This window comes from Thiopseudomonas alkaliphila (genome assembly GCF_001267175.1).
GTDB lineage: Bacteria > Pseudomonadota > Gammaproteobacteria > Pseudomonadales > Pseudomonadaceae > Oblitimonas > Oblitimonas alkaliphila.
On the sequence record NZ_CP012358.1, the window covers coordinates 677,954 to 700,716 of the forward strand.

Sequence of the window (22,763 nt, forward strand, 5' to 3'; positions counted from 1 at the left end):
TTTCGAGAACCTGTTGTGATTTCTGAGCTGCTACTGAGCCACTCAACCTTAATTGCCTGCTGGTTACTCTATGCAGTGCTGTTAGGCAGCGCCGCGTGGCGCACCTTATGGGTTGAGCTAATCAGTGACTCGCGCAAACAACACCTGCTATTTGGCACGGTATTTACCCTGTGTTTATTGTGGTTGGTGCGGCGCGATTTTCCATCAGGGGTTTCTTTTCACTTTATCGGCATGACCGCAGTGACCTTGCTGCTCGGCTGGCCGTTGGCGGTGCTAGCGGGCTTAGCCGCGCAGCTCACCTTAGTCATCTTAGGCAAGCAAGCCTTACTGGCCGTAGGTGCCAATGGTTTATTGCTGGTGGCGTTACCGATCCTCATCGCTGAGCTTTGCGCCCGCGCCATTGAGCGGCGGCAACCCGATAATCTATTTGTCTATATTTTTGGCAGCGGCTTTTTCCCCGCCGCCCTCACCGCTATCTGCTGCACTTTAGCCGGCAGCTTGCTGCTGTGGTTTGAGGGCATTTACCAGTTTCCCCCGTGGCTAAGTGAGTACTTTGGCATGGTATTTTTAGTTGCCTTTCCTGAGGCCTTTATCAATGGCATGGTGATCAGTGCCTTTGTGGTGTTTAAGCCAGAATGGTTAGAAACCTTTAATCGCTCGCGCTACTTACAAGCGCCATGGAATCATCCCGATGACCCCAGTGATTAAGCGCTGGGGCTTAGCCTACTGACTCCATTACTCACCACGCCTACTCACAACTCATCCCAAGCAAGGTTTTCTGCGATGCAGCAACTGATGTGGTTTCGCCAAGATTTACGTACCGAAGATAATCATGCCTTAGCTAAAGCCACTGCCCAAGGCCCGGTGGTGGGTGTCTTTATCATCTCACCCAAGCAATGGCGCACCCATCACGAAGCGCCCTGCAAACTGGACTTCTGGCTACGTAATCTGCTGGCGCTCCAGCAGCAGCTGGCACTACGCAATATTCCCTTGGTGACCCTTACCTGCGATGACTGGCAGACTGTCCCCCAAGCCCTATTGCAGCTAGCCAAACAGTGCAAAGTCAGCCAACTGCACTTTAATCAGCAGTTTGGAGTTAACGAAAATCAGCGCGATGCTCAAGTCCACAGCACTTTCCAGCAGGCTGGCATTGCCTGTCATAGTTATCAAGATTTTACTCTGCTGGCGCCTGGCAGCATTCATAACCAGTCGCAGCAACCCTATAAAGTGTTTACCGCATTTAAAAAGGCCTGTGCCAAGCGCTTGGAGTATCAAGCCCAGCCGTATTATTCATTAGCGCCAATTCAACCAAAACTGGCCATTGCCTCGAGCAATATTGCACAAGCCTTTCAACATGCAGGAATCCCCGTTGCCGCAGCACACTTTAGTCAACTCTGGCCAGCCGGTGAAGCTGAAGCAACCCAGCGGCTGGAGGATTTTTTGGCCAGTGCAGTGTTAGCTTACCAACAACAGCGAGACTTCCCTGCTCTCAGCGGTACTAGTAGCCTCTCGCCCTACCTCGCGGCTGGAGTTATCTCGATTCGCCGCTGCTTTAATGCAGCCCTGCAACTCAATCAAGGTGAACTGCTAAGCGGTCAGCCGGGCCTTAGTACTTGGCTCAATGAACTGCTCTGGCGGGAGTTTTATTTACACCTAATGGCGGCTTACCCCAAGCTTTCCAAACAGCAACCCTTTCAAGCCCAAACTCAACAGGTACAATGGCGGCATGCGCCTGCAGACTTTGCCGCCTGGTGCCAAGGCCAAACGGGAATGCCAATCGTCGATGCAGCGATGCGCCAATTACTGGCTACTGGCTGGATGCATAATCGCCTGCGAATGATTAGCGCCTCTTTTTTAAGCAAAAACCTACTCATTGATTGGCGTTTAGGTGAAGCATGGTTTATGCAGCACTTAATCGATGGTGAGTTAGCAGCCAATAATGGGGGGTGGCAGTGGTGCGCTTCAACTGGTACCGATGCAGCGCCTTATTTTCGTGTATTTAATCCCGTGACCCAAGCCGAGCGCTTTGATCCTGAGGCGCGTTTTATCCAACACTGGTTGCCTGAATTAACAGGATTAAGCAGCAAAGCCTGTTATCTACCAAAGCAAGAGCCGCAGCAGTTAGCGGCTCTGAACTACCCGAAACTCATTGTCGACTTAAGCCACAGCCGAGTCCGCGCAATTGATGCCTTTAAGCAGCTCACCACGCCGCCCACTCCAAGCACTTAGCTCCACGCTTAGCTTCAAGCACTTAGTCTTGCACTAAGCGTGGCTTAACGGGAGGGCGCACCCCAATCTCAATCTGTAGCTGCTGGATCGTGCCCTGCTTTAACACCTCCATCGCCACGTGCTGCCCAGGACGCATTCGCGCCACCTGATTCATAGCAGTGCGGCCATCATTGGCGGCCACCCCTTCAATATTTAAAATGATATCGCCTTGCTCTAAACCGCCTTTAGCTGCAGGGCTGTTGTCATAGACTCGACTCACAATCACCCCTTCGCCTTGTTTTAACTGGCGCTCATGCTGAGTTTCTAGCGGAATATTTTTCACCTCTAAGCCCATCCAGCCACGCACCATACGTCCATGCTGAATAATCGACTCCATCACCTCTAAAGCCAGTTTGGCTGGAATCGCAAAGCCGATCCCCTGTGAACCACTGCCCCGAGAGAAAATAGCGGTATTAATCCCCACTAAGTGCCCTTGCATATCCACTAAAGCACCACCCGAGTTACCCGGGTTAATCGCGGCATCGGTTTGAATAAAGTCTTCATAGGTGTTCAGCCCTAAATGATGACGCCCCGTACCACTGACAATCCCATAGGTGACGGTTTGTCCCACACCATAAGGGTTACCAATGGCCAATACCCCATCGCCGGTACGCAGCTTTTCTGAGTCTCCAAAAACAATAGCTGGCAGCCCTGTGGCCTCTACTTTGATCACCGCCAAATCAGTTTCCGGATCACTGCCAATAATCTTGGCCTGCAAGGTTCGGCCATCTTTTAACGCCACAATAATACCTTGCTTGTTTGCCACCACATGGTTATTAGTCAGCATAATGCCATTTTCGCTAATCAATACCGCAGAACCTAAACTGGATTTTGGTTGCTTAGTAGGAGGCATAGGCACTTCTTGGCCATGCAAGTGCTTGAGCTCTTCATCTGGCACTTGCAGCTCTATCGCCTGCGCCTCACTGTTATGATCGCTACTAAATAAATTCACCACCGCAGGTGAGGCAATTTCCACCGCATCGGCAAATGAAAAGGCATTACTCTGCACTGACTGTGCGGCCACCTGCTTAACAGTCACCCGCGAGGTCGGTAAGCCAACCCACTCGGGAAAGAGTTCGATTAGTAACAGCGCGCCCAACAACCCCACCGCCACTGGCCAACCATAGGGACTGATTGCCTTATGCATTGCAAATACCTGCTAAGATTCTGCTAATAGAGAAAACCCACGCATTATAGAGTCAATCACAAAAGTTCCTAGTGTTAAAACTTCTTGTTACTTATGTCTATTTATGGAGAGCCTATGGCTATTTCACGCGATTCTTTACTTAAACGCACCGACGAGTTTCTCAACAGCGCCCGCATTTCCGACTACTGCCCTAATGGCTTACAAGTCGAAGGCCGCGCACAGATTAAAAAAGTCGTCTCAGGAGTAACGGCCTCGCAGGAATTAATTGAGCGCGCCATCGCCGAGCACGCTGATTTACTCTTAGTGCACCACGGCTATTTCTGGAAAGGCGAAGATCCGCGGGTACTAGGTATGAAGCAACGCCGGCTTAAAGCCTTACTCATCCACGACATTAACTTAGTCGGCTATCACCTGCCCTTAGATATTCACCCGGAAGTAGGCAATAACGTGCAACTGGCTCAACGCCTAGGGATAACAATTGACGCCGGATTAGAGCCAGACAACCCCAACAGTGTTGGCTTAGTTGGTCATTTTCCCCAGGCGCTGAGCACTGCAGAACTTAGCGCCCGCATCTCAGAGCAATTACAGCGTGAGCCACTGGTGATTGATACCCAACGCCCAATCCAGCGAATTGGCTGGTGTACCGGCTCGGCGCAAAGTTATATTGAAAAAGCTTTAGCCCAGGGCTGCGACGCCTACATCACAGGCGAAGTCTCTGAGCCCACCGTGCACTTTGCCCGGGAGAATAACATCACCTTCTTCGCCGCCGGCCACCACGCCACCGAGCGTTATGGCGTACAGGCGCTTGGGCAGTGGATGAGTCAAGAATTTGATCTCGAGCATGTGTTTATTGATTGCGACAATCCAGTTTAAGGCCTGCTTACTTGGCTCGCGCAGCTGCTTCTTTAGCCAGTAGCTGCTGCTTGAGTGCTATGCCCCAGCGATATCCCGATAGACTGCCATCACTGCGCACCACCCGATGACAAGGTACTAACCAAGCGATCGAATTAGCGCCGCAGGCATTGGCTACCGCACGGTAAGCCCGTGGCCGTTGCAACTGCACAGCCAGCTGCTGATAACTACGGGTTTCACCAGGTGGGATGCTAAGTAGGGCTTGCCAGACCTGCTGCTGAAAAGCACTGCCCTGCCAAATAAAATCAGCCACCGTTAGTTGCTGTTGTTGCCAGCGTTTAATCAGTGCCTGCAAGTCAGCGTCTGGCTCAGTGATTAAGCGCTCAAGCACTGCAGTAGGAGAACAAGCTAAGTGCTCGGCTAATAATTGCTGCGCTGTCTCTGACGTTTGCGCCAGTGCCGCATAACTGACCTGTTGATCTTGTAACTCAAGGGCTAAGTACAATCCCTGAACTGAATAGATAAAGTATTTAGTTTTCATCTGCCTGCCTTAACACCCTAAACGCTAGCTGTACAGTTTTTCCCTGACTATCCATAACCCGTAACTGATGCCGTCCCGGCTGGGTAAAGTGTAACTCTTGCGGCGCATTGGCCAAGGTTTGCCCCAAATACTGGCCATCCAGGTACCAGTAGGCGCTATCGACTGCGCCTAGTAACTCTAGGCGTAAGGTTAACTGGGACTGCCCTGCCAATAAATAAACGCGCTCATGCTGCTCTAGCCCGTTAATCTGTAAATCTGCCGCTCCAGTTGCAACCGCACTGCTGTGCTGCTTAACACAACGAGGATCAAAGCTTGGCAGGCGTTGCTGGCGAGTTTCAGCCGGATCTAACCATGGCTCAAGCGCCGCAGGCCAGCCTATGTAATTAACTACCCGCACCGCTTGGCATTCTGCTATTGGCGCTGCAGCGAGTTTGTTAGCAGGCACCCGTAAACCTTGCTCATTGAGCCAGAGCATTTCTTGAGCCGGCAGATCAAGACTCGGTGGCGCGGTATTGTCTAATAGCCATGCCAAATGGCGCACCCGACACATTTCCGGCTGCTCATCTTGCTCGCGCAAACCACTGGGCCAACAAATTCGCTGCCGACTCACGCTTGCTGGCGGCACTGACGCCTTTGCCGCGCTGACCGTAACATGATGCTGCAGTAACTGGTCTACTTGGCGTAGCAGTGGCATAGCTGAAGACACACCTAGCTGATTTGGCACCGGCGTGCCATCGGGACGACCTAACCAAACGCCCACCACATATTGCTGATTAATCCCCAGCGACCACGCATCACGAAAACCATAACTAGTCCCGGTTTTCCACGCTAGCTTGCCTAAGCTCAACGGCTCATGTGCGGTATAGCGCTGTAACAACGTGCGGATAATCCAAGCCGCGCCCTCAGATAATAAGGGTCGCTCTTGCAATGGCTGCTCTGGCAAATAACGTAAACGCCCTAGTCGCCCCTTGCGCGCCAAGCTGGTATAAGCAGCCACCAGTGACTCTAAGTTAGTCCCAGTACCGCCTAAGATTAAACTGAGATTAGGTTCACTGCCACTAGGAAATAGCAGCTGCCAACCGGCTGAACGTAAACGACTGGTAAAATGTTTCGCCCCATAATGACTCAGCAATTGCACCACTGGAACATTTAGCGATGCTTGCAAGGCTTGCTCAGCGGTTACTGCCCCAGTAAACGCTTGGTTAAAGTTTTGTGGCTGATAGGCCATGCCGGTGCGCGGAATATCTTGCAATAAGGACGCAGAATGAATCAGCCCCTGATCCAACGCCAATCCATATAAAAAAGGTTTTACAGTAGAGCCTGGTGAACGTATGGCTTGCACCATATCAACATGGGCAAATCGCTCAGCATCATTAAAATCAAGCGAACCTAAGTAGGCCACTACTTCTAAAGTTTGATGGTCCACTACTAAGATTGCCGCTGAAGTCTTTTGCGGCAAACGGTGCTTCCAACCTGCTAATAAGGCTTCTAAACGTTGTTGCAACTCAATATTAATGGTGCTGCGAATAATCGGCTGCTTGTGGCGTTGGCTTAAACGCCGCGCCAATAACGGCGCCAACTGTGGCGATTCGCGCGGGGCGATATACAGGGGTTCTGCGGCGGCCTCCTGCACTACCCGCTCTGGCCAAATACGTTGCTGCTGTAAGCGCTGTAACAGCTTATTACGAGCCTGCTCTGCCCGCTGCGGATGTCGATCGGGGCGTAAACGACTAGGCGCCTGGGGTAAAACGGCCAGTAAAGCAGCCTCAGCATAGGTCAGCTGCTGCGGCCCTTTGCCTAAATACGCCCAACTGGCAGCAGCCACTCCTTCTAAAGTTCCGCCAAAAGGCGCTTGATTCAGGTACAGCGTCAAAATCTGCTCTTTTGAGTAATACCACTCCAGCTGTAAAGTACGCCCAATTTGCTTCAACTTGCCCGCCACTGTGCGTGAATGGGGATCAATTAACCGCGCCACCTGCATCGACAAGGTGCTGCCGCCTGAAACGACTCGCCCATACCGCAGATTCAGCCACGCCGCACGCAGCAAAGCCAAAGGGTTAATGCCTGGGTGCTGATAAAACCAGCGATCCTCATAATTCAACAGCGCCTCTAGGTAACGCGGTGAAATCTCGGTCAGCTGCACAGGATAGCGCCATACTCCCTCGGCATCGGCAAAGCGCCAAAGTGGTACTCCCTCTTTGGAAACCACTACCTGCGCCTGCTGTTTATCCAGCATCGGCAGTGGAAAAGCAGCATTTAAAGCTATTAGACCCAACAGCCCACTCAGCACCAGGCTGCCCATTAGCTTTAGCCACGTTTTAGGCTGCATGCCTGTTACCTTGGATAGAAAATTGCATCGACACTCTTTAGCCGCCAGCCTTTTGATTAGGTACACTAAGTGCAAATTGATTTTGGAGTTTAGCGCAATGTTAATGGTGATTTCGCCGGCAAAAACCTTAGACTACAGCACCGCCCCGAGCACTCAGAGCTATACCTTACCTGAGCATTTAGAGCATGCCGAGCTATTGATTAAGCAATTAAAGCAGCTGTCGCCGCAAGCTATTGCCCAGCTTATGAAAATTTCTGACAAGTTAGCTGGCTTAAATGCCGCACGCTTCAGTGACTGGCAGCCAAAGTTTACTCCGGAAAATGCCAAACAAGCTATTTTGGCCTTTAAAGGGGATGTTTATAGTGGATTAGATGCTGATTCCTTTAGCCAAACAGATTTTAACTTTGCCCAGCAACATTTGCGGATTCTGTCTGGCTTGTATGGCCTACTCAAGCCATTAGATTTAATGCAGCCGTATCGCCTCGAAATGGGGACTCGACTCGAAAATGCTCGCGGTAAAAACCTCTATGAGTTTTGGGGCGAGCGTATTACCCAATGGCTTAATCAAGCCATGGCTGAACAGTCCAGCGATATCTTGCTCAATCTTGCCTCGAACGAATACTTTAGTGCGATTAAGCCTAAGCAATTACAAGGACGTGTAATTGACGTAGAGTTTCGTGATCAAAAAAATGGCGAGTATAAAATTATTAGTTTTTACGCCAAAAAAGCCCGCGGCTTGATGGCTCGTTACGTGATTCAACAACAGCTCACCGAGGTCGAGCAACTTAAGCAGTTTGATAGCGAAGGCTATTACTTTGTCGCTGAGCGCTCCACTGTCAGCAAGCTGGTCTTTTTACGCGATCACCCAGAGTCCTAAGCGCTAGCTTGAAACAGTATCCGCCCGCCACTTAAAAGCAGCGGGCGAGATTCAACTAGTTTAAGCCAGCATCTGACTTAGCTTAACAGCTGCTGCAAACCTTTAATCAAGGCCGCATTTTCAGTATCCGTGCCAATACTGATGCGTAAGAACTGATCAATCCGTGGCTGATTAAAGTAGCGCACAATGATATTTTGCTCACGCAAGCCTTGGGCCAAGGCTGCAGCATCTTGGCTGCTATGGCGGGCAAATACAAAGTTAGCCGCCGAGGGTAAAACTTCAAAGCCAAGCCCTAACAAGGCCTCAGTCACTTGCTCGCGGCTCTCGATTACTTTGTTACAGGTTTGCTGAAAGTACTCAACATCTGCAAACGCCGCTGCCGCTCCAGCAATCGCAGCACGATCCAATGGATAGGAGTTAAAGCTATTTTTAATGCGCTCTAAGCCCTCAATTAGCTCAGGCTGACCAATGGCTAAACCGACCCGTAATCCGGCCAAAGAGCGCGATTTAGACAAGGTTTGGCAGACCAGCAAGTTGGGGTACTGCGCCACCAAGCTCACCGCACTTTCACCGCCAAAGTCAATATAAGCTTCATCGACTAACACCACTGATTGCGGGTTGGCCTGCAAAATTTGCTCCACTGCCGTCAAAGGCAATAAGCAACCGGTTGGCGCATTGGGGTTGGGGAAAATAATGCCGCCATTGTCCTGGCGATAATCTTCAGGATTAATCTGAAACTCTTCGTCCAGTGCCACAGGCTTTGGCTCAATGCCATACAGCCCACAATACACAGGATAAAAACTATAACTAATATCGGGAAACAGCAGCGGCTTACCCTGCCGAAAAAAAGCATTAAAGGCATGGGCCAGCACTTCATCTGAGCCATTACCCACAAACACCTGACTCACTGGCACTTGGTAATACTCAGCAATCGCCTGCTTTAACTGATCACAATTAGGATCAGGGTATAAACGCAGATTATCACCGATTTCTGCCTGCATCGCTGCCAGCGCTTTAGGTGAGGGCCCATAAGGGTTTTCATTAGTATTTAGCTTAACTAACTGAGTAACCTTGGGTTGTTCACCTGGCACATAAGGCACCAGATTGTTAACAAAAGGACTCCAAAACTGGCTCATGTTATTGCTCCTGATCTGGTTGAATGCGGTACTCGGCAGACCGTGCGTGGGCGGTAAGGGATTCGCCACGGGCCAAAACCGAGGCAATTTTGCCTAATTCCGACGCCCCTTGTGGCGAGCAATTAATAATTGATGAGCGTTTCTGGAAATCATAAACCCCTAAAGGCGAAGAGAAACGCGCAGTGCCTGAGGTGGGTAATACGTGGTTAGGGCCAGCACAATAATCCCCTAGCGCTTCAGCAGTGTAACGCCCCATAAAGATCGCGCCAGCGTGGCGAATCTGTGGCAATAAGCTTTCGGGGTCAGCAACCGATAACTCAAGGTGCTCTGGGGCAATTTGGTTAGCCACCTCGATCGCTTGTTGCATATCTTCAACCACAATCAAGGCGCCACGCTCACGCACTGAAGTCCGTGCAATTTCTTCACGCTCTAGTGTTGGCAGCAAACGCGCCATGCTTTGGGCTACTTGTTCGATAAAGTCAGCATCCGGCGAAACTAAAATAGCCTGAGCATCCTCATCGTGTTCAGCTTGGGAAAATAAGTCCATCGCAATCCAATCAGGATCGGTTTGGCCATCACATATCACTAAAATCTCTGAAGGCCCGGCAATCATATCAATGCCCACCTTGCCAAATACGTGGCGTTTGGCGGTGGCAACATAAATATTTCCTGGCCCAACAATTTTATCAACCGCAGGCACGCTCTCAGTACCGTAAGCCAGTGCAGCTACCGCTTGGGCGCCGCCAATGGTAAATACTCGATCCACGCCTGCCACGGCAGCAGCCGCAAGGACTAACTCGTTAATCTCACCACGGGGTGTGGGTACCACCATAACCACTTCAGGCACTCCAGCAACTTTCGCCGGAATCGCATTCATTAATACCGAGGACGGATAAGAGGCTTTACCACCAGGCACATAGAGACCCGCACGATCTAATGGAGTAACCTTTTGCCCCAGCACCGTGCCATTGGCTTCAGTGTATTGCCATGAGTCTTGCTGCTGATGCTCATGGTAACTGCGTACACGTTCCGCCGCAGCCTCTAACGCTTGACGTTGCTCTGGAGTGATTTTATCGAGGGCTGCCTCTAGACGCTCGCGGGGCAGAATCAAATCGCTCATCTCGGCCACCTCTAAGCCATCAAACTGGCGAGTAAACTCTACCAGTGCGGCATCGCCCTGTTGGCGTACGGCAGCAATAATATCCAGCACGCGCTGGTTAACAGAATCATCAGAAACACTTTCCCAGCTCAAAAGCTGCTCAAGCTGCTGAGAAAAGTCGGTGTCGCTGGCATTCAAGCGACGAATAAATGCGGTATCGGTCATAGCTGGCCTCAGGTTATGGACTAACACTCAGGCGCCACACAAGCACTAACCTTCTGCGCGGGCACCCGAGTGATTTCGGCTATGACGCAGTAAGGCAGTGCGTACACAACGAGGTACGCACTGGATCAGTTAGTTGCAGTGTCGCTGATTAACCGCTTGTTCAAGCACCTTAAGCAGAGCCTGAATTTCAGCGTGTTTGATCTTCATTGAGGCGCGGTTGACAATCAAGCGTGAGCTAATATGAGCAATCAGCTCTTGCGGCTCTAAACCGTTGGCACGCAGCGTGTTACCGGTATCCACAACGTCAATGATTTTATCGGCTAGCCCCACTAACGGCGCTAACTCCATAGAGCCATACAGCTTAATGACTTCAACTTGACGCCCTTGTTCGGCGTAATAGCGCTTTGCTACATTGACGAACTTAGTCGCCACTCGCAGTCTACCACGTGGCTCAGGTGCCCCCGTGACGCCAGCTGTCATCAACTTACACTTCGCAATTTGTAAGTCCAACGGCTCGTATAGGCCTTGGCCACCATACTCCAGCAATACGTCTTTACCGGCTACGCCTAAGTCTGCTGCACCCTGCTCAACATAGGTCGGCACATCAGTGGCGCGTACGATTAGTAAACGCACATCATCACGGGTGGTAGGAATGATTAATTTACGACTTTTTTCAGGGTTTTCAGTGGGCACGATGCCGGCTTGTTCAAGCAATGGCAAGGTGTCATCTAAGATACGCCCTTTGGATAATGCAATAGTTAACATGTTCTACTAGCCCGGTACTCGACGGATTTTTGCACCTAACAACTGCATTTTTTCTTCAATGCACTCATAACCACGGTCAATGTGGTAAATACGATCAATTAAAGTTTCACCATCTGCCATTAATGCGGCAATCACTAAACTGGCCGAGGCGCGTAAGTCAGTGGCCATTACTGGCGCTGCTTTTAAACGCTCAACACCTTGTGAGATGGCAGTATTGCCTTCAATTTGAATTTTAGCGCCCATGCGTTGCATTTCTAATACATGCATAAAGCGGTTTTCAAAGATGGTTTCAATCACCGTGCCGGTGCCTTCAGCAACCGCATTCATCGCAATAAACTGCGCCTGCATATCGGTTGGAAATGCAGGATAAGGTGCGGTACGTAGGTTCACAGCCTTTGGCCGCTTACCTTCCATATCCAGCTCAATCCAGTCATCACCAGTGGTAATTTTTGCGCCAGCTTCTTGTAGCTTGACCAAGACGGCCTCTAGGATCGTCGGATCAGTATCTTTTAACTTAACCCGGCCACCGGTTGCAGCTGCTGCCACTAGAAAGGTTCCGGTCTCGATACGGTCTGGCATGACCTGATAGGTAGCACTATGTAAACGCTCTACCCCTTCAATCACAATGGTATCGGTACCTGCGCCACTTACTTTAGCACCCATGGCGTTTAAGCAGTTGGCTAGATCGACAATTTCTGGTTCACGGGCAGCATTTTCCAGCACCGTGCGCCCTTTAGCCAAGGTGGCTGCCATCATGATATTTTCGGTTCCGGTCACGCTGACAATATCAAAGAAGAAGTTACCACCACGCAAGCCCTCTTTGGGCGCCTTAGCTTTGATATAGCCGTCCTCTACAACAATCTCAGCACCTAACGCCTCCAGCCCCCGGATGTGCAAATCTACTGGGCGCGAACCAATCGCGCAACCACCAGGTAGTGCCACTTCAGCCTGACCGAAATGAGCCACCATCGGACCTAACACCAAAATCGAAGCACGCATGGTTTTAACCAGCTCGTAAGGCGCCACCAACGTAGTGATGCTGCGCGGATCAATTTCCACACTGAGCTTTTCATCAATCACAGGCTCAATACCCATGCGACCAAACAGCTCGATCATGGTGGTGATGTCATGTAGATGCGGCAGATTGCCAATGGTGACTGGCTCATCAGCCAACAGCGTTGCCGCTAGAATCGGTAAGGCCGCATTTTTTGCGCCAGAAATACGAATTTCACCATCAAGGCGACCACCGCCTGTAATCAGTAATTTGTCCATCAGGGTCTCATCTATGCCTTAGGCTCGGGATGCCCAAGCGTCTTTACTAAAAAATTTCATGCTGACCGCGTGAACTCGGCCATCCGCAATCCATGGATTAATTACCGCATATACCGCTTGCTGACGTTTAACCGGACTTAATGCCGCCAATTCATCACTAATAATATTTAAGCAAAAATCACAGCCTGAACCATCTAGCACAACCTCTACGTTGTCGAGCTGCTGTTCAATGGCTTGTTTAACTTCTTGTGAGTACATGCGTTCCTCTACAGATCACTTAGTTGTTGCAGCCAATAATGGCGATAACTGACACACTTCGGCAATTTGTTGCATGTCTTTGGGTAAGCCGACAATCGACAACTGTTTATTGCCGCGTAGCCCTTCACGCATAAATGCCAACACCAAGGCCAATCCCACACTACTGGACTTACTAACCTCGGTGCAGTTGATTTCAAGGGTAGCACCTTCTGCCGAGGCAATCAGTGCTTTACCTTGGCGCAGCAGCGCTGGCGCCGTGCGATAATCTAGCACACCTCGCAAGCTAAGCTGCTGATTTTGCAAATTAATTTCTGCCGCTGCCATAGTTATTTGTGCTCTTCACGGGTTTTACCAATGATTTCAACCCAATCATCAATCACCTTATCAAGGTTGCCACCGTTTTTTTGCATCGCTTCAGCAAATTGATCACGGAACAACTTACCCACGTTAATTCCATTAATAATTACGTTGCGCATCATCCACTGATTATTTTTAATTACCATGGTGTAAGACAGCGGATAAACCACGCCTTTATTATCGGTTACTTCCATTTTTACTTCAGCACGCTTAGGGTCACGCTGCACTCCCATTGGCAATACTTTGATGTCTTGGTTGTCGTATTCAAGCAAGGCATTGCCATAGAACTGCATTAAACCCTGCTTAAAGTTTTCCTGAAATTTAGCCATCTGTGCAGGACTGGCCTGACGTGAATAGCGCACCGTCATTACACTGCGTGAAATCCCATCAGCATCCACTACTGGTCCTAAAATATTATCCATTGCCTGATAAAAAGCTTGCGGACTATTTCTGTAGTGCTCTTTATTCGCTTTCAAATCCTGTAGCAATTTAGAGGTAGTTTCTTGTACTACTTGCTGCGGGCTTAATGGGGCGGCAGCAATGGCCAACAACGGCAAGCTAAGTAGCAAGGCTAAAAAGCCACGACGCATCATCGTTATCATTGTCTTACTCACTCTTTATCCGATGAATTAACTGAGTTTAATAAAAATTTACCGATTAGTTCTTCTAGCACCAATGAAGACTGGGTATCAGTGATCACTGACTGATCTTCTAAGACCTCATCTTCACCACCGACACTGAGGCTAATGTACTTTTCACCGAGCAATCCTGCGGTCAAAATCGAGGCGGTTGTATCTAGCGGCAAGTTGTTGACCTTGCTATCAAGATCCAAGCTGACTTTACTACTAAAGCCCTCATGATCTAGCTCAATCGCAGCTACTTTTCCCACTGTGACTCCAGCCATAGTGACCTTAGCTCGAGTAGTTAACCCCGAGGTGTTATCAAAATAAGCATACACTCGGTAAGTGTCGGTATGACCATGAAAGGATAAACCACTGACCCGCAACGCCAACAACACCAGCGCCAGCACACCAGCCAATAAAAATAAACCTACTGTAATTTCAAGCGTACGGCTGCGCATTAGAAATCTCCAAACATTAATGCAGTCAAAATAAAATCAAAACCCAGTACCGCCAGCGAGGCGTACACCACGGTTCGTGTGGTTGCACGGCTAATCCCCTCCGAGGTGGGCTCGCAGTCATAGCCTTGGAATACCGCAATCCAGGTGACTAAAAAAGCAAAAACCACACTTTTAATCACCCCATTTAATACATCTTTTTGAAACTCAACGCTGTTTTGCATATTGCCCCAATAGGAGCCGTCATAAACCCCCAGCCAATCCACTGCCACCATGGCACCACCCCAGATACCAACCACGGTAAAAATCGCAGACAGCAAAGGCATGGAAATAAACCCAGCCCATAGACGTGGCGCAATGATGTACTTTAGCGGATCGACCCCGATCATTTCTAAACTAGATAACTGCTCGGTGGATTTCATATTGCCAATTTCTGCGGTTAACGCCGAACCTGCACGCCCTGCAAACAGTAAAGCCGTGACAACCGGGCCTAATTCGCGCAGCAAGGTGAGCGACACCATTTGCCCGACCGCCTGCTCTGAACCGAAATCGACCAAGATGCTATAGCCTTGTAACGCTAACACCATGCCAATAAATAAGCCCGAAACCACGATAATGGCTAAGGATAAAACCCCTACCGAATACAGTTGTTTCACTAGCAAGCGCCAACTGCTGCCAGCGCCCTTACGCCCTAGTAAGGCGCGCATTAAAAATACCGTAGAACGCCCTAACGCTTGAACCACATCGAGTCCAGAGCGCCCAAATAACGCAATACGATCAAGCCAAGATTTTGCCGCCATGGATTATTTGCTCCCTAAGAATGCACTACGCAAGTCAGGCGCATTAAAGTGAAATGGCACTGGCCCATCCGGTATTCCCTGCATAAATTGTTTAACCTTAGGGTCCTCTGATTGCATTAGCTCTGCTGGGGTTCCCTGAGCCAACACTTGGGTATCTCCTACTAAATAGAGATAATCCGAAATACTGGCAGTTTCAGCTAGGTCATGGGAGACTAAAATACTGGTAATGCCTAAGGCATCATTCAGTAAGCGAATTAATCGCACCAACACCCCTTTAGCAATTGGATCCTGACCAACAAAGGGTTCATCATAAATTAAAATATCTGGATCCAGTGCAATCGCTCGAGCTAATGCTACTCGCCGCTTCATTCCACCTGATAGCTCATCAGGCATTAAGTCCACCGCACCTCGTAAACCAACCGCTTGCAACTTCATTAGTACCACATCATGAATCAACTCTTCAGACAGTGTGGTGTGCACGCGTAACGGAAAGGCCACGTTTTCAAAGACGTTCAGATCAGTAAACAGCGCCCCACTTTGAAACAGCACCCCAAACTCTTTACGCATATCAAATAAATCTGCACGCGATAAGGTTGGCAGGTTTTTACCATTAACCCACACCTCACCCGCGGCAGGCTTTAATTGTGCAGCGATTAAGCGCATCAGCGTAGTTTTACCACAGCCTGACGGTCCCATGATGCCGGTAACCTTACCGCGCGGAATACTCAAATCGATACCTTTGAAGATATAGCGATCGCCGCGTTTAAAGCTGAGATTTTTTAGCTCTACGGCATATTCAGTCGATAACGACATCCAATCTCCTACTGCTTAAACAGTGTTTGAGGCAACCCAAATTAACGAATCACCCATAAATAAAAACGGCTCAATATACCATTGCCCAGCCTAACTTCCCAAGACAGTAGCTGAACAGTTATGAGTTCAGTGACAATTTTGCGTATAATCGGTTTTATTTTCTTCATTAAAAATAGAGAGCCAGTAATGTCGACCGCCTCTTCTTTGATTCAATCCGCCACCCAAGCCATCGCCTTAGAAGTGGAGGCTATTAATCACCTTAAACAACGGATTGATCAGCGCTTCGCCGAAGCCTGCCAGCTTATTCTTAATTGCAGTGGGCGTGTAGTTGTGGTGGGGATGGGCAAGTCTGGACATATCGGGCGCAAAATTGCTGCCACCTTAGCCAGCACCGGTACGCCTGCATTTTTTGTCCACCCAGCAGAGGCCAGTCACGGCGATATGGGCATGATTACTGCTAATGACGTGGTGTTAGCCCTATCTAACTCAGGCTCGACCCATGAAATTGTCACCTTACTGCCACTGATTAAGCGCCTCGGGATTACCTTAATCAGCATGACCGGCAATAGCGAATCCCCTCTCGCTCAAGCCGCTGCGGTAAATTTAGATGCCAGCGTAGAACAAGAAGCTTGCCCCCTGAATCTTGCCCCTACCTCTTCCACCACTGTGGCTTTGGTATTAGGCGATGCCTTGGCGATTGCCCTACTAGAAGCCAAAGGCTTTACCCCTGAGCAGTTTGCTTTTTCACATCCAGGCGGCGCTTTAGGGCGCCGTTTATTGCTTAAAGTCGAGCATGTGATGCACAGCGGTGAAGAGCTGCCTTGCGTGGCCAAAGGCGTTGAACTGCGTCATGCGCTGTTAGAAATGACCCAAAAAGGCTTAGGTATGACCCTGATTCTTGATAACCAAGGCCATTTAGCTGGCGTGTTTACCGATGGCGACTTGCGCCGCGCCCTAGACAAAGGCATTGATGTGCGCACTGCCACCATTGATCAGCTCATGACTACCCACCCTAAATCAGCACATCCTGAGATGTTGGCGGCCGAAGCCTTAAAAATTATGGAAGACCATAAAATCAGCTCACTGCCAGTGATTGATCAACAGGGATTAGCCATTGGCGCACTAAATATGCATGATCTATTACGCGCGGGAGTTATTTAATGTTTAGTCACCTACCACAAGATTTTGCCGAACGTGCACAACAAATTAAACTAGCCGTGTTTGACGTAGATGGCGTGCTCAGTGATGGCCAGCTTTATTTTATGGCCGATGGCAGTGAAGCCAAAGCCTTCAGCACGCTCGATGGCCAAGGAATGAAACTGTTACAGCAGTCAGGAGTCGAATTGGCGATTATTACAGGCCGCGCCTCGAAAGCAGTGGAGCATCGGGTAAAAAACCTAGGGATTAACTACCTTTATCAAGCCCGTGAAGATAAAATAACCGCCCTTAACGAACTGCTGGCTGATCTTGATTTAAGTTACGCTCAGGTAGCTTATCTAGGAGATGATCTGCCAGACTTAGCAGTTATTCGCCGAGTAGGCATTGGCGCTGCGGTAAATAACGCGCACTTTTTCGTTAAACAGCATGCTTATTTCACCACCCATACTAACGGCGGTTTTGGTGCTGCCCGTGAGTTTTGTGATGCACTGATGCATGGCCAAGGCACCTTAGATGCTGTACTGCAGCGCTATTTATAAACTCGCCAGCCTAACTCGACAGCTTAAAAGGTAACTGTTTGTGAAACTAACTCTGCCCAATTACTTACGGACTTTCTTGCTCGCAGTACTTATAATTGCTGTCTTTCTGGCTGTGGGTTACTGGAACTTTGAACGCCGCCCTGAAGCAACGGTAGATCGTCCTATCGCAGTAGCAGCTATACAGACTATCGATTTTTTTGTAACAAACTCACACACCTTACAGTTTCAAGAAGATGGATCGGTTCGCTATGAACTGCGCTCAGAGCAACTTGATCACATTCAACACAATGATCAAACCTTACTGACTCAGCCTGATTTATTGTTAGTGCGCGGCACTGAGTATCCTTGGCATATCACTGGCGACAAAGGTGAAGTGGCTGCCGAAGGCAAGGAAATTGAGCTTATTGATAATGTGCGGGTTGCCCGCACGGATGCTAAACAGCGTCCTACTATATTACAAACCACGCGTCTGACTTATTTTCCAGACGATGAAATTGCACAAACTCAACAACCAGTAGAAATTGAAGCAGCTAACGGCATCACTCACGCTACCGGTATGAAAATTTATTTTAAAGACAGTGTGATGCACTTACACTCAAACGTACGAGGCCAACATGAAGTTCGCTAGCCCTTCATCCATTTTTCTCGCTCTATCCCTTGCCTGCGCCAGTAGTGCTGCTGTGGCTTTACCTTCAGATCGTGAGCAACCAATCCGTATCCAAGCCGACAGCGCAGAGCTCGATGATAAACAAGGAGTTGCTGTGTATCGCGGCAATGTCATCATCACCCAAGGCAGCATGGTGGTTAAAGGCAATACCGTTACCATTACCCAAACGCCAGATGGCGAGATTGAAACCTTTACCTCAGTTGGCCGCCCAGCGTACTACGAGCAAAAACCAGAGCAAAACAAAGGTCTCGTTAAGGCCTATGGCTTAACTATTCAATACTTTGTAGCAAAAGACCGTATCGTTCTTACCGATCAGGCTAAAGTAACCCAAGACGGCAACACCTTTGAGGGTGAGAAAATTGTCTACGACACTCAACGCCAAATCGTAAATGCTGGCCGCGCTACCGACTCTAAGATCACCACACCACGTCCGCGGATTGATATGGTGATTCAACCGAAGAAGAAATAACGCCCATGAGCATACTTAAAGCCCAGCACTTGGCTAAAAGTTACAAAGGCCGCCAAGTGGTTAAAGACGTTAGCCTCAGCATTGAAAGCGGACAAATTGTTGGCTTACTTGGCCCCAATGGCGCAGGAAAAACCACCTGCTTCTATATGATTGTCGGCTTAGTTAAAGCCGATAAGGGCCAAGTCATGATTGACGATCAAGACCTTAGCTTTGCACCCATGCACGGCCGAGCTAAAGCGGGCCTTGGCTACCTGCCTCAAGAGGCTTCAATTTTTCGCAAGCTAACCGTAACCGACAATATTCTGGCCATTCTAGAAACCCGTAAAGAGCTTAATCAACAACAGCGCTTAGCGGCCCTAGAAGAACTATTGCAAGAGTTTAATATCACCCATATCCGTGACAGTCTCGGCATGAGTTTATCTGGCGGCGAGCGTCGCCGGGTTGAAATTGCCCGCGCCCTAGCCACCAATCCTAAGTTTATTTTATTGGATGAACCCTTTGCTGGGGTTGACCCAATTTCGGTGGGTGATATCAAACAAATTATTAAGCACCTCAAAAGCAAAGGCATTGGCGTACTGATCACCGATCACAACGTACGTGAAACCTTGGATATTTGTGAGCTGGCGTATATCGTCAGTGAAGGCACCATTATTGAAGCCGGAGATGCGGAGAAAGTGCTGTCGAATCAGCGCGTTAAAGAAGTTTACCTCGGCCATGAGTTTAGGCTGTAAGGAAGCGCCATGAGTAAAGTAGAGCAAATTGTCCGCCAAACCCGCGCCGAGCGTGAACGAGGCTACCGAGAAAAAGCCCTGCGCATGTACCCGCATTTTTGCGGACGCTGTGGCCGTGAGTTTAGTGGCAAGCGCTTAAGCGAACTCACCGTCCATCATCGTGACCATAATCATGACAACAACCCTGAGGACGGCTCAAACTGGGAGCTACTTTGCCTGTACTGCCACGACAATGAGCATCAGCGTCAAGTTGATTTGCATTACCAACGTGAAGAAGCGGCCGGACAAAAAGCTCCACAACAAACCTTTAAAGCCTTTGCCGGACTGGCTGACCTGCTCAATAAAGAGCATTAATCCCCCAAAAGAGATATAAGCCCGACTAATGATGCCAACTGCCAACGCAACCACCCGCCTCCTCTATGTGATGGACCCTATGTGTTCTTGGTGCTGGGGGTTTGCCCCGGTGATCGCACAGTTGGTTGAGTTAGCCGCTGACTACGGCGTTGACACTGAGATTCGAGTTGGCGGCCTGCGCCAAGAGCATCAACCTTTAAGCCCAGACAAACGGCGTTATATTCTGCAACACTGGCAAACAGTCGCTGCTACCACCAAGCAACCATTTAACTTTGCCCAAGGATTGGGGCCGGACTTTATCTACGATACCGAACCGGCTTGCCGTGCTCTACTTGCTGCGCAACAGCTAGATCAAGCCAACAACACAGCTCAACGCTGGTCGTACCTTAAGACCTTACAAACTGCCTTTTACTGCCAAGCTCAAACACTAACTGAGCCAGTACTCATTCAGCTAGCACAGCGCTGCGACTACCCAAGCGCTGAGTTTACTGAATTATTGAGCAGCGATTGCCTAAAGCAGCAAACCGAACAACAATTTGCTTGGGTCAGACAGCTGCCTTCTAGCGGCTTTCCTAGTGTGTTTATTAGCCATCAACAGCAATTATTGCTATTGACCAATGGCTACCAACCTGCAGAGCAGCTCGCTCCTCAATTACGCGCTTGGTTAATGGCCCATGCCTAATTTCGCACAAGATAAACTGCAGTGGCGTTATATTAAAGACTTAGCCTGGAAACAAAAAAAGTTTCTTGTGTTAGCGAACCTACTAGCGATTTTTTCCGCACTCTGCGCGGTGCCTATTCCGTTACTCTTACCACTTCTGGTCGACGAGGTATTGCTCGATCAACCAGCACAGGCCGTCAATCTGATGCAAAGCGTACTACCCAGCGCTTGGCAGCAGCCCATCGGCTATATTGCTTGCATCCTGCTGACTACCTTACTACTGCGCTTAGCTGCCTTACTGTTTAACGCGGGACAAGCTAGGCTGTTTGCTCAACTGGCACAAAATATTATTTTTGCGATTCGTCAGCGCTTACTGCAACGCCTGCAGCGAATTTCGATGGCCGAATATGAAACCCTAGGCTCAGGTACAGTCACTACCCACCTAGTGACTGATATGAACACCTTGGATCAGTTTATTGGGGAAACCCTGAGTCGCCTGCTAGTTTCAGTACTGACCTTGGCCGGCACTGCCTCAATCTTATTTTGGATGCACTGGCAGCTAGCATTACTGATTTTAGTGTTTAACCCATTCGTGGTGTTTCTCACCATTAAATTGGGGAAAAAAGTCCGCCACCTAAAACGCTTAGAAAATGACAGCACCGCTATCTTTACCCAGGCTTTAAGCGAGTCACTAGACGCCATTCATGAACTACGGGCGAGCAATCGCCAAGCTTACTTTTTTCAAGGACTGACCGACAAAGCTCGCACTATTCGTGACCGCACCACCGCCTCGCAATGGCGTACCAATCTTGCCTCACGCCTGAGCGGCTTATTATTTCAGTTCGGCATCGACATTTTTCGCGCTGCAGCCATGCTGACGGTGCTATTCTCTGACCTATCAATCGGCCAAATGCTCGCCGTTTTTAGCTATCTGTGGTTCATTATTGGCCCCGTTGAACAGCTACTTAACTTGCAATATGCCTACTACGCTGCCGATGGCGCGCTTGCACGGGTTAACCAGTTATTAGCTAAAACCGACGAGCCACAAACACCAACTCTGCCGCTATCAATAATCAATTGGCAGCAGCCACTTATTCGCTTTGAGCAAGTCAGTTTCCAATACGCCAATCAACCACTTCTCAATAACCTTAGCTTTAGCATTAATCCTGGTGAAACCGTGGCCTTAGTCGGAGCCAGTGGCGGTGGTAAAAGCACTATTGCCCAATTACTGTTAGGCCTTTATCAACCAGACAGTGGACGCATTACACTCAACCAGCAACCCATTGCCGCCCTTGGTTATTCGGCCATTCGCCAACACATTGCAATGGTAATGCAGCAACCAGCCCTGTTTAATAGTAGCGTGCGCGATAACTTGCTACTGGGTCGTCAAGCCACTGACAGCGACTGCTGGCAAGCACTTCGCATTGCACAATTGGCCGACACCGTAGAGCAGATGCCCGAACAACTGGATACGTTAATTGGCCGCTCTGGAATTAAGTTATCTGGCGGCCAAAAACAGCGTCTTGCCATCGCCCGAATGATTATGAGCAATCCGCAAATGATCATTTTAGATGAGGCTACCTCTGCGGTAGATACACTTACTGAACAGGCACTGCACCAACAACTAAGTCAGTTTTTACAAGGCAAAACCACGTTAATTATTGCCCACCGTTTAAGCGCCGTACTGCAAGCCGATCGGGTATTGGTGTTAGCTGACGGGCAAATTGTGCAGCAAGGAACCCATCAGCAATTACTCCAACAACCAGGGCTGTATCAGCAGCTGTATGGCAGTTTGCAGCTCTAAAGCCGGCAACCTATAAAATAAATCAGCTAAAGGCTTGACAGCTAAGCGGCAAATCTCTATTATTCGCTCCGTCCTTAAATGGGGCTATAGCTCAGCTGGGAGAGCGCTTGCATGGCATGCAAGAGGTCAACGGTTCGATCCCGTTTAGCTCCACCAAATTCTTAGCGTTTAGTTAAGAATTTTATAATCGAAAGATTAAGAAGGGTTTTGCGTCCCCTTCGTCTAGAGGCCTAGGACACCGCCCTTTCACGGCGGTAACAGGGGTTCGAACCCCCTAGGGGACGCCACATTTTTCTAGCTTTTTTATTAAAAAGTTAGTACCAGCTGTTGGGGCTATAGCTCAGCTGGGAGAGCGCTTGCATGGCATGCAAGAGGTCAACGGTTCGATCCCGTTTAGCTCCACCAATTCTCTGATAAGCACTGCTTATCAACGAAGGTTATGTCCCCTTCGTCTAGAGGCCTAGGACACCGCCCTTTCACGGCGGTAACAGGGGTTCGAACCCCCTAGGGGACGCCAATAAAAAAGCCAGCTTACCAAGCTGGCTTTTTTTTTAACTCGACAC

25 protein-coding genes and 4 tRNA genes are annotated in these 22,763 nt (G+C 49.3%); 16 read left to right on the forward strand and 13 right to left on the reverse strand.

The genetic code is table 11. The features are described 5' to 3' along the window. Window positions 1-15 precede the first annotated feature (15 nt). A complete protein-coding gene (locus AKN87_RS03250) occupies window positions 16-708 on the forward strand; it encodes an energy-coupling factor ABC transporter permease (protein WP_053102453.1) in 693 nt (230 codons plus the stop codon). A gap of 75 nt (window positions 709-783) precedes the next feature. After that, window positions 784-2,229 carry a deoxyribodipyrimidine photo-lyase gene (gene phrB / locus AKN87_RS03255; RefSeq protein ID WP_053102454.1) on the forward strand — a complete coding sequence of 482 codons (1,446 nt, stop codon included), beginning with the start codon at window positions 784-786 and terminating at the stop codon, window positions 2,227-2,229. Between the two features lie 22 nt (window positions 2,230-2,251). Here phrB and AKN87_RS03260 read toward each other — a convergent pair whose 3' ends face one another. Beyond that, window positions 2,252-3,415, reverse strand: a complete 1,164-nt coding sequence (locus tag AKN87_RS03260) for a S1C family serine protease (protein WP_053102455.1) — start codon at window positions 3,413-3,415, stop codon at window positions 2,252-2,254. Window positions 3,416-3,529: 114 nt separating this feature from the next. Between AKN87_RS03260 and AKN87_RS03265 the strand changes: the two genes are divergently transcribed. Continuing rightward, window positions 3,530-4,288: a Nif3-like dinuclear metal center hexameric protein gene (locus tag AKN87_RS03265; RefSeq protein WP_053099604.1), complete on the forward strand. Its 759-nt coding sequence runs from the start codon at window positions 3,530-3,532 to the stop codon at window positions 4,286-4,288. Between the two features lie 7 nt (window positions 4,289-4,295). Here the strand turns inward: AKN87_RS03265 and AKN87_RS12570 are convergent, their stop codons facing one another. Both AKN87_RS12570 and pbpC read right to left on the reverse strand, forming a co-directional pair. Beyond that, window positions 4,296-4,808, reverse strand: coding sequence for a methylated-DNA--[protein]-cysteine S-methyltransferase (locus AKN87_RS12570; protein WP_053099605.1), 513 nt, complete (start codon window positions 4,806-4,808; stop codon window positions 4,296-4,298). Then, complete coding sequence (gene pbpC / locus AKN87_RS03275; protein WP_096335114.1) at window positions 4,798-7,137, reverse strand: penicillin-binding protein 1C; 2,340 nt, start codon at window positions 7,135-7,137, stop codon at window positions 4,798-4,800. The genes AKN87_RS12570 and pbpC overlap by 11 nt, the downstream gene beginning before the upstream one ends. A 97-nt stretch (window positions 7,138-7,234) precedes the next feature. Here pbpC and yaaA point away from each other — a divergent pair, with 97 nt between their 5' ends. Continuing rightward, entirely contained in the window at window positions 7,235-8,014 is a 780-nt protein-coding gene (gene yaaA, locus AKN87_RS03280; protein ID WP_053102456.1) for a peroxide stress protein YaaA, read from the forward strand. A 77-nt stretch (window positions 8,015-8,091) separates the two neighbouring features. Here the strand turns inward: yaaA and hisC are convergent, their stop codons facing one another. The 10 genes from hisC to AKN87_RS03330 all read right to left on the reverse strand — a co-directional run bounded on the left by hisC (window position 8,092) and on the right by AKN87_RS03330 (window position 15,817). Next, a complete protein-coding gene (gene hisC / locus AKN87_RS03285; RefSeq protein WP_053102457.1) occupies window positions 8,092-9,150 on the reverse strand; it encodes a histidinol-phosphate transaminase in 1,059 nt (352 codons plus the stop codon). Between the two features lies 1 nt (window position 9,151). Further along, complete coding sequence (gene hisD, locus AKN87_RS03290) at window positions 9,152-10,474, reverse strand: histidinol dehydrogenase (protein ID WP_053102458.1); 1,323 nt, start codon at window positions 10,472-10,474, stop codon at window positions 9,152-9,154. 129 nt (window positions 10,475-10,603) lie between these two features. Next, entirely contained in the window at window positions 10,604-11,239 is a 636-nt protein-coding gene (hisG, locus tag AKN87_RS03295) for an ATP phosphoribosyltransferase (protein ID WP_053099609.1), read from the reverse strand. Between the two features lie 6 nt (window positions 11,240-11,245). Next, window positions 11,246-12,511 carry a UDP-N-acetylglucosamine 1-carboxyvinyltransferase gene (murA, locus tag AKN87_RS03300; protein WP_053102459.1) on the reverse strand — a complete coding sequence of 422 codons (1,266 nt, stop codon included), beginning with the start codon at window positions 12,509-12,511 and terminating at the stop codon, window positions 11,246-11,248. 18 nt (window positions 12,512-12,529) lie between these two features. Further along, the gene (locus AKN87_RS03305) at window positions 12,530-12,769 is read right to left on the reverse strand and encodes a BolA family protein (RefSeq protein WP_053099611.1); all 240 of its coding nucleotides are present in this window, start codon (window positions 12,767-12,769) and stop codon (window positions 12,530-12,532) included. A 15-nt stretch (window positions 12,770-12,784) separates the two neighbouring features. Then, window positions 12,785-13,093, reverse strand: a complete 309-nt coding sequence (locus AKN87_RS03310) for an STAS domain-containing protein (protein ID WP_053102460.1) — start codon at window positions 13,091-13,093, stop codon at window positions 12,785-12,787. Window positions 13,094-13,095: 2 nt separating this feature from the next. Next, window positions 13,096-13,728, reverse strand: a complete 633-nt coding sequence (locus AKN87_RS03315) for an MlaC/ttg2D family ABC transporter substrate-binding protein (protein ID WP_053102461.1) — start codon at window positions 13,726-13,728, stop codon at window positions 13,096-13,098. Between the two features lie 8 nt (window positions 13,729-13,736). After that, entirely contained in the window at window positions 13,737-14,207 is a 471-nt protein-coding gene (mlaD, locus tag AKN87_RS03320; protein ID WP_053099614.1) for an outer membrane lipid asymmetry maintenance protein MlaD, read from the reverse strand. Next, window positions 14,207-15,004 (reverse strand): lipid asymmetry maintenance ABC transporter permease subunit MlaE, encoded by a 798-nt coding sequence (gene mlaE / locus AKN87_RS03325; protein WP_053102462.1) that lies wholly within the window; start codon window positions 15,002-15,004, stop codon window positions 14,207-14,209. Before mlaE ends, mlaD begins: the two co-directional genes overlap by 1 nt. Before the next feature lie 3 nt (window positions 15,005-15,007). After that, window positions 15,008-15,817, reverse strand: coding sequence for an ATP-binding cassette domain-containing protein (locus tag AKN87_RS03330; RefSeq protein ID WP_053102463.1), 810 nt, complete (start codon window positions 15,815-15,817; stop codon window positions 15,008-15,010). A 186-nt stretch (window positions 15,818-16,003) separates the two neighbouring features. On the opposite strand from AKN87_RS03330, the gene AKN87_RS03335 reads away from it, so the two are divergent. The 12 genes from AKN87_RS03335 (at window position 16,004) to AKN87_RS03390 (ending at window position 22,717) form a co-directional block, all read left to right on the forward strand. Next, the gene (locus AKN87_RS03335; protein WP_053102464.1) at window positions 16,004-16,978 is read left to right on the forward strand and encodes a KpsF/GutQ family sugar-phosphate isomerase; all 975 of its coding nucleotides are present in this window, start codon (window positions 16,004-16,006) and stop codon (window positions 16,976-16,978) included. After that, complete coding sequence (locus AKN87_RS03340) at window positions 16,978-17,514, forward strand: KdsC family phosphatase (RefSeq protein ID WP_053102465.1); 537 nt, start codon at window positions 16,978-16,980, stop codon at window positions 17,512-17,514. Before AKN87_RS03335 ends, AKN87_RS03340 begins: the two co-directional genes overlap by 1 nt. A gap of 34 nt (window positions 17,515-17,548) precedes the next feature. After that, window positions 17,549-18,142: an LPS export ABC transporter periplasmic protein LptC gene (gene lptC / locus AKN87_RS03345; RefSeq protein ID WP_408033276.1), complete on the forward strand. Its 594-nt coding sequence runs from the start codon at window positions 17,549-17,551 to the stop codon at window positions 18,140-18,142. After that, entirely contained in the window at window positions 18,129-18,650 is a 522-nt protein-coding gene (lptA, locus tag AKN87_RS03350; RefSeq protein ID WP_053102466.1) for a lipopolysaccharide transport periplasmic protein LptA, read from the forward strand. Before lptC ends, lptA begins: the two co-directional genes overlap by 14 nt. Window positions 18,651-18,655: 5 nt before the next feature. Further along, window positions 18,656-19,381: an LPS export ABC transporter ATP-binding protein gene (gene lptB / locus AKN87_RS03355; protein WP_053099620.1), complete on the forward strand. Its 726-nt coding sequence runs from the start codon at window positions 18,656-18,658 to the stop codon at window positions 19,379-19,381. 9 nt (window positions 19,382-19,390) lie between these two features. Beyond that, window positions 19,391-19,735, forward strand: a complete 345-nt coding sequence (locus tag AKN87_RS03360) for a YajD family HNH nuclease (protein WP_053099621.1) — start codon at window positions 19,391-19,393, stop codon at window positions 19,733-19,735. Window positions 19,736-19,763: 28 nt separating this feature from the next. After that, window positions 19,764-20,417, forward strand: a complete 654-nt coding sequence (locus AKN87_RS03365; RefSeq protein ID WP_231692614.1) for a DsbA family protein — start codon at window positions 19,764-19,766, stop codon at window positions 20,415-20,417. Continuing rightward, window positions 20,410-22,200 (forward strand): ABC transporter ATP-binding protein, encoded by a 1,791-nt coding sequence (locus tag AKN87_RS03370; RefSeq protein ID WP_053102467.1) that lies wholly within the window; start codon window positions 20,410-20,412, stop codon window positions 22,198-22,200. The genes AKN87_RS03365 and AKN87_RS03370 overlap by 8 nt, the downstream gene beginning before the upstream one ends. A gap of 80 nt (window positions 22,201-22,280) precedes the next feature. Beyond that, window positions 22,281-22,356: transfer RNA gene (locus tag AKN87_RS03375), tRNA-Ala, on the forward strand. Between the two features lie 55 nt (window positions 22,357-22,411). Continuing rightward, window positions 22,412-22,487 (forward strand) — tRNA-Glu (locus AKN87_RS03380). A gap of 42 nt (window positions 22,488-22,529) precedes the next feature. Then, window positions 22,530-22,605: transfer RNA gene (locus tag AKN87_RS03385), tRNA-Ala, on the forward strand. A gap of 36 nt (window positions 22,606-22,641) precedes the next feature. Then, window positions 22,642-22,717 (forward strand) — tRNA-Glu (locus AKN87_RS03390). Window positions 22,718-22,763 lie beyond the last annotated feature (46 nt).

Coding starts and splice junctions, on each gene's coding strand:
- phrB (WP_053102454.1), top strand. CDS start 784: ATGCAGCAACTGATGTGGTTTCGCCAAGATTTACGTACCGAAGATAAT.
- AKN87_RS03260 (WP_053102455.1), bottom strand. CDS start 3,415: ATGCATAAGGCAATCAGTCCCTATGGTTGGCCAGTGGCGGTGGGGTTG.
- AKN87_RS03265 (WP_053099604.1), top strand. CDS start 3,530: ATGGCTATTTCACGCGATTCTTTACTTAAACGCACCGACGAGTTTCTC.
- AKN87_RS12570 (WP_053099605.1), bottom strand. CDS start 4,808: ATGAAAACTAAATACTTTATCTATTCAGTTCAGGGATTGTACTTAGCC.
- pbpC (WP_096335114.1), bottom strand. CDS start 7,137: ATGCAGCCTAAAACGTGGCTAAAGCTAATGGGCAGCCTGGTGCTGAGT.
- yaaA (WP_053102456.1), top strand. CDS start 7,235: ATGTTAATGGTGATTTCGCCGGCAAAAACCTTAGACTACAGCACCGCC.
- hisC (WP_053102457.1), bottom strand. CDS start 9,150: ATGAGCCAGTTTTGGAGTCCTTTTGTTAACAATCTGGTGCCTTATGTG.
- hisD (WP_053102458.1), bottom strand. CDS start 10,474: ATGACCGATACCGCATTTATTCGTCGCTTGAATGCCAGCGACACCGAC.
- hisG (WP_053099609.1), bottom strand. CDS start 11,239: ATGTTAACTATTGCATTATCCAAAGGGCGTATCTTAGATGACACCTTG.
- murA (WP_053102459.1), bottom strand. CDS start 12,511: ATGGACAAATTACTGATTACAGGCGGTGGTCGCCTTGATGGTGAAATT.
- AKN87_RS03305 (WP_053099611.1), bottom strand. CDS start 12,769: ATGTACTCACAAGAAGTTAAACAAGCCATTGAACAGCAGCTCGACAAC.
- AKN87_RS03310 (WP_053102460.1), bottom strand. CDS start 13,093: ATGGCAGCGGCAGAAATTAATTTGCAAAATCAGCAGCTTAGCTTGCGA.
- AKN87_RS03315 (WP_053102461.1), bottom strand. CDS start 13,728: ATGATAACGATGATGCGTCGTGGCTTTTTAGCCTTGCTACTTAGCTTG.
- mlaD (WP_053099614.1), bottom strand. CDS start 14,207: ATGCGCAGCCGTACGCTTGAAATTACAGTAGGTTTATTTTTATTGGCT.
- mlaE (WP_053102462.1), bottom strand. CDS start 15,004: ATGGCGGCAAAATCTTGGCTTGATCGTATTGCGTTATTTGGGCGCTCT.
- AKN87_RS03330 (WP_053102463.1), bottom strand. CDS start 15,817: ATGTCGTTATCGACTGAATATGCCGTAGAGCTAAAAAATCTCAGCTTT.
- AKN87_RS03335 (WP_053102464.1), top strand. CDS start 16,004: ATGTCGACCGCCTCTTCTTTGATTCAATCCGCCACCCAAGCCATCGCC.
- AKN87_RS03340 (WP_053102465.1), top strand. CDS start 16,978: ATGTTTAGTCACCTACCACAAGATTTTGCCGAACGTGCACAACAAATT.
- lptA (WP_053102466.1), top strand. CDS start 18,129: ATGAAGTTCGCTAGCCCTTCATCCATTTTTCTCGCTCTATCCCTTGCC.
- lptB (WP_053099620.1), top strand. CDS start 18,656: ATGAGCATACTTAAAGCCCAGCACTTGGCTAAAAGTTACAAAGGCCGC.
- AKN87_RS03360 (WP_053099621.1), top strand. CDS start 19,391: ATGAGTAAAGTAGAGCAAATTGTCCGCCAAACCCGCGCCGAGCGTGAA.
- AKN87_RS03365 (WP_231692614.1), top strand. CDS start 19,764: ATGATGCCAACTGCCAACGCAACCACCCGCCTCCTCTATGTGATGGAC.
- AKN87_RS03370 (WP_053102467.1), top strand. CDS start 20,410: ATGCCTAATTTCGCACAAGATAAACTGCAGTGGCGTTATATTAAAGAC.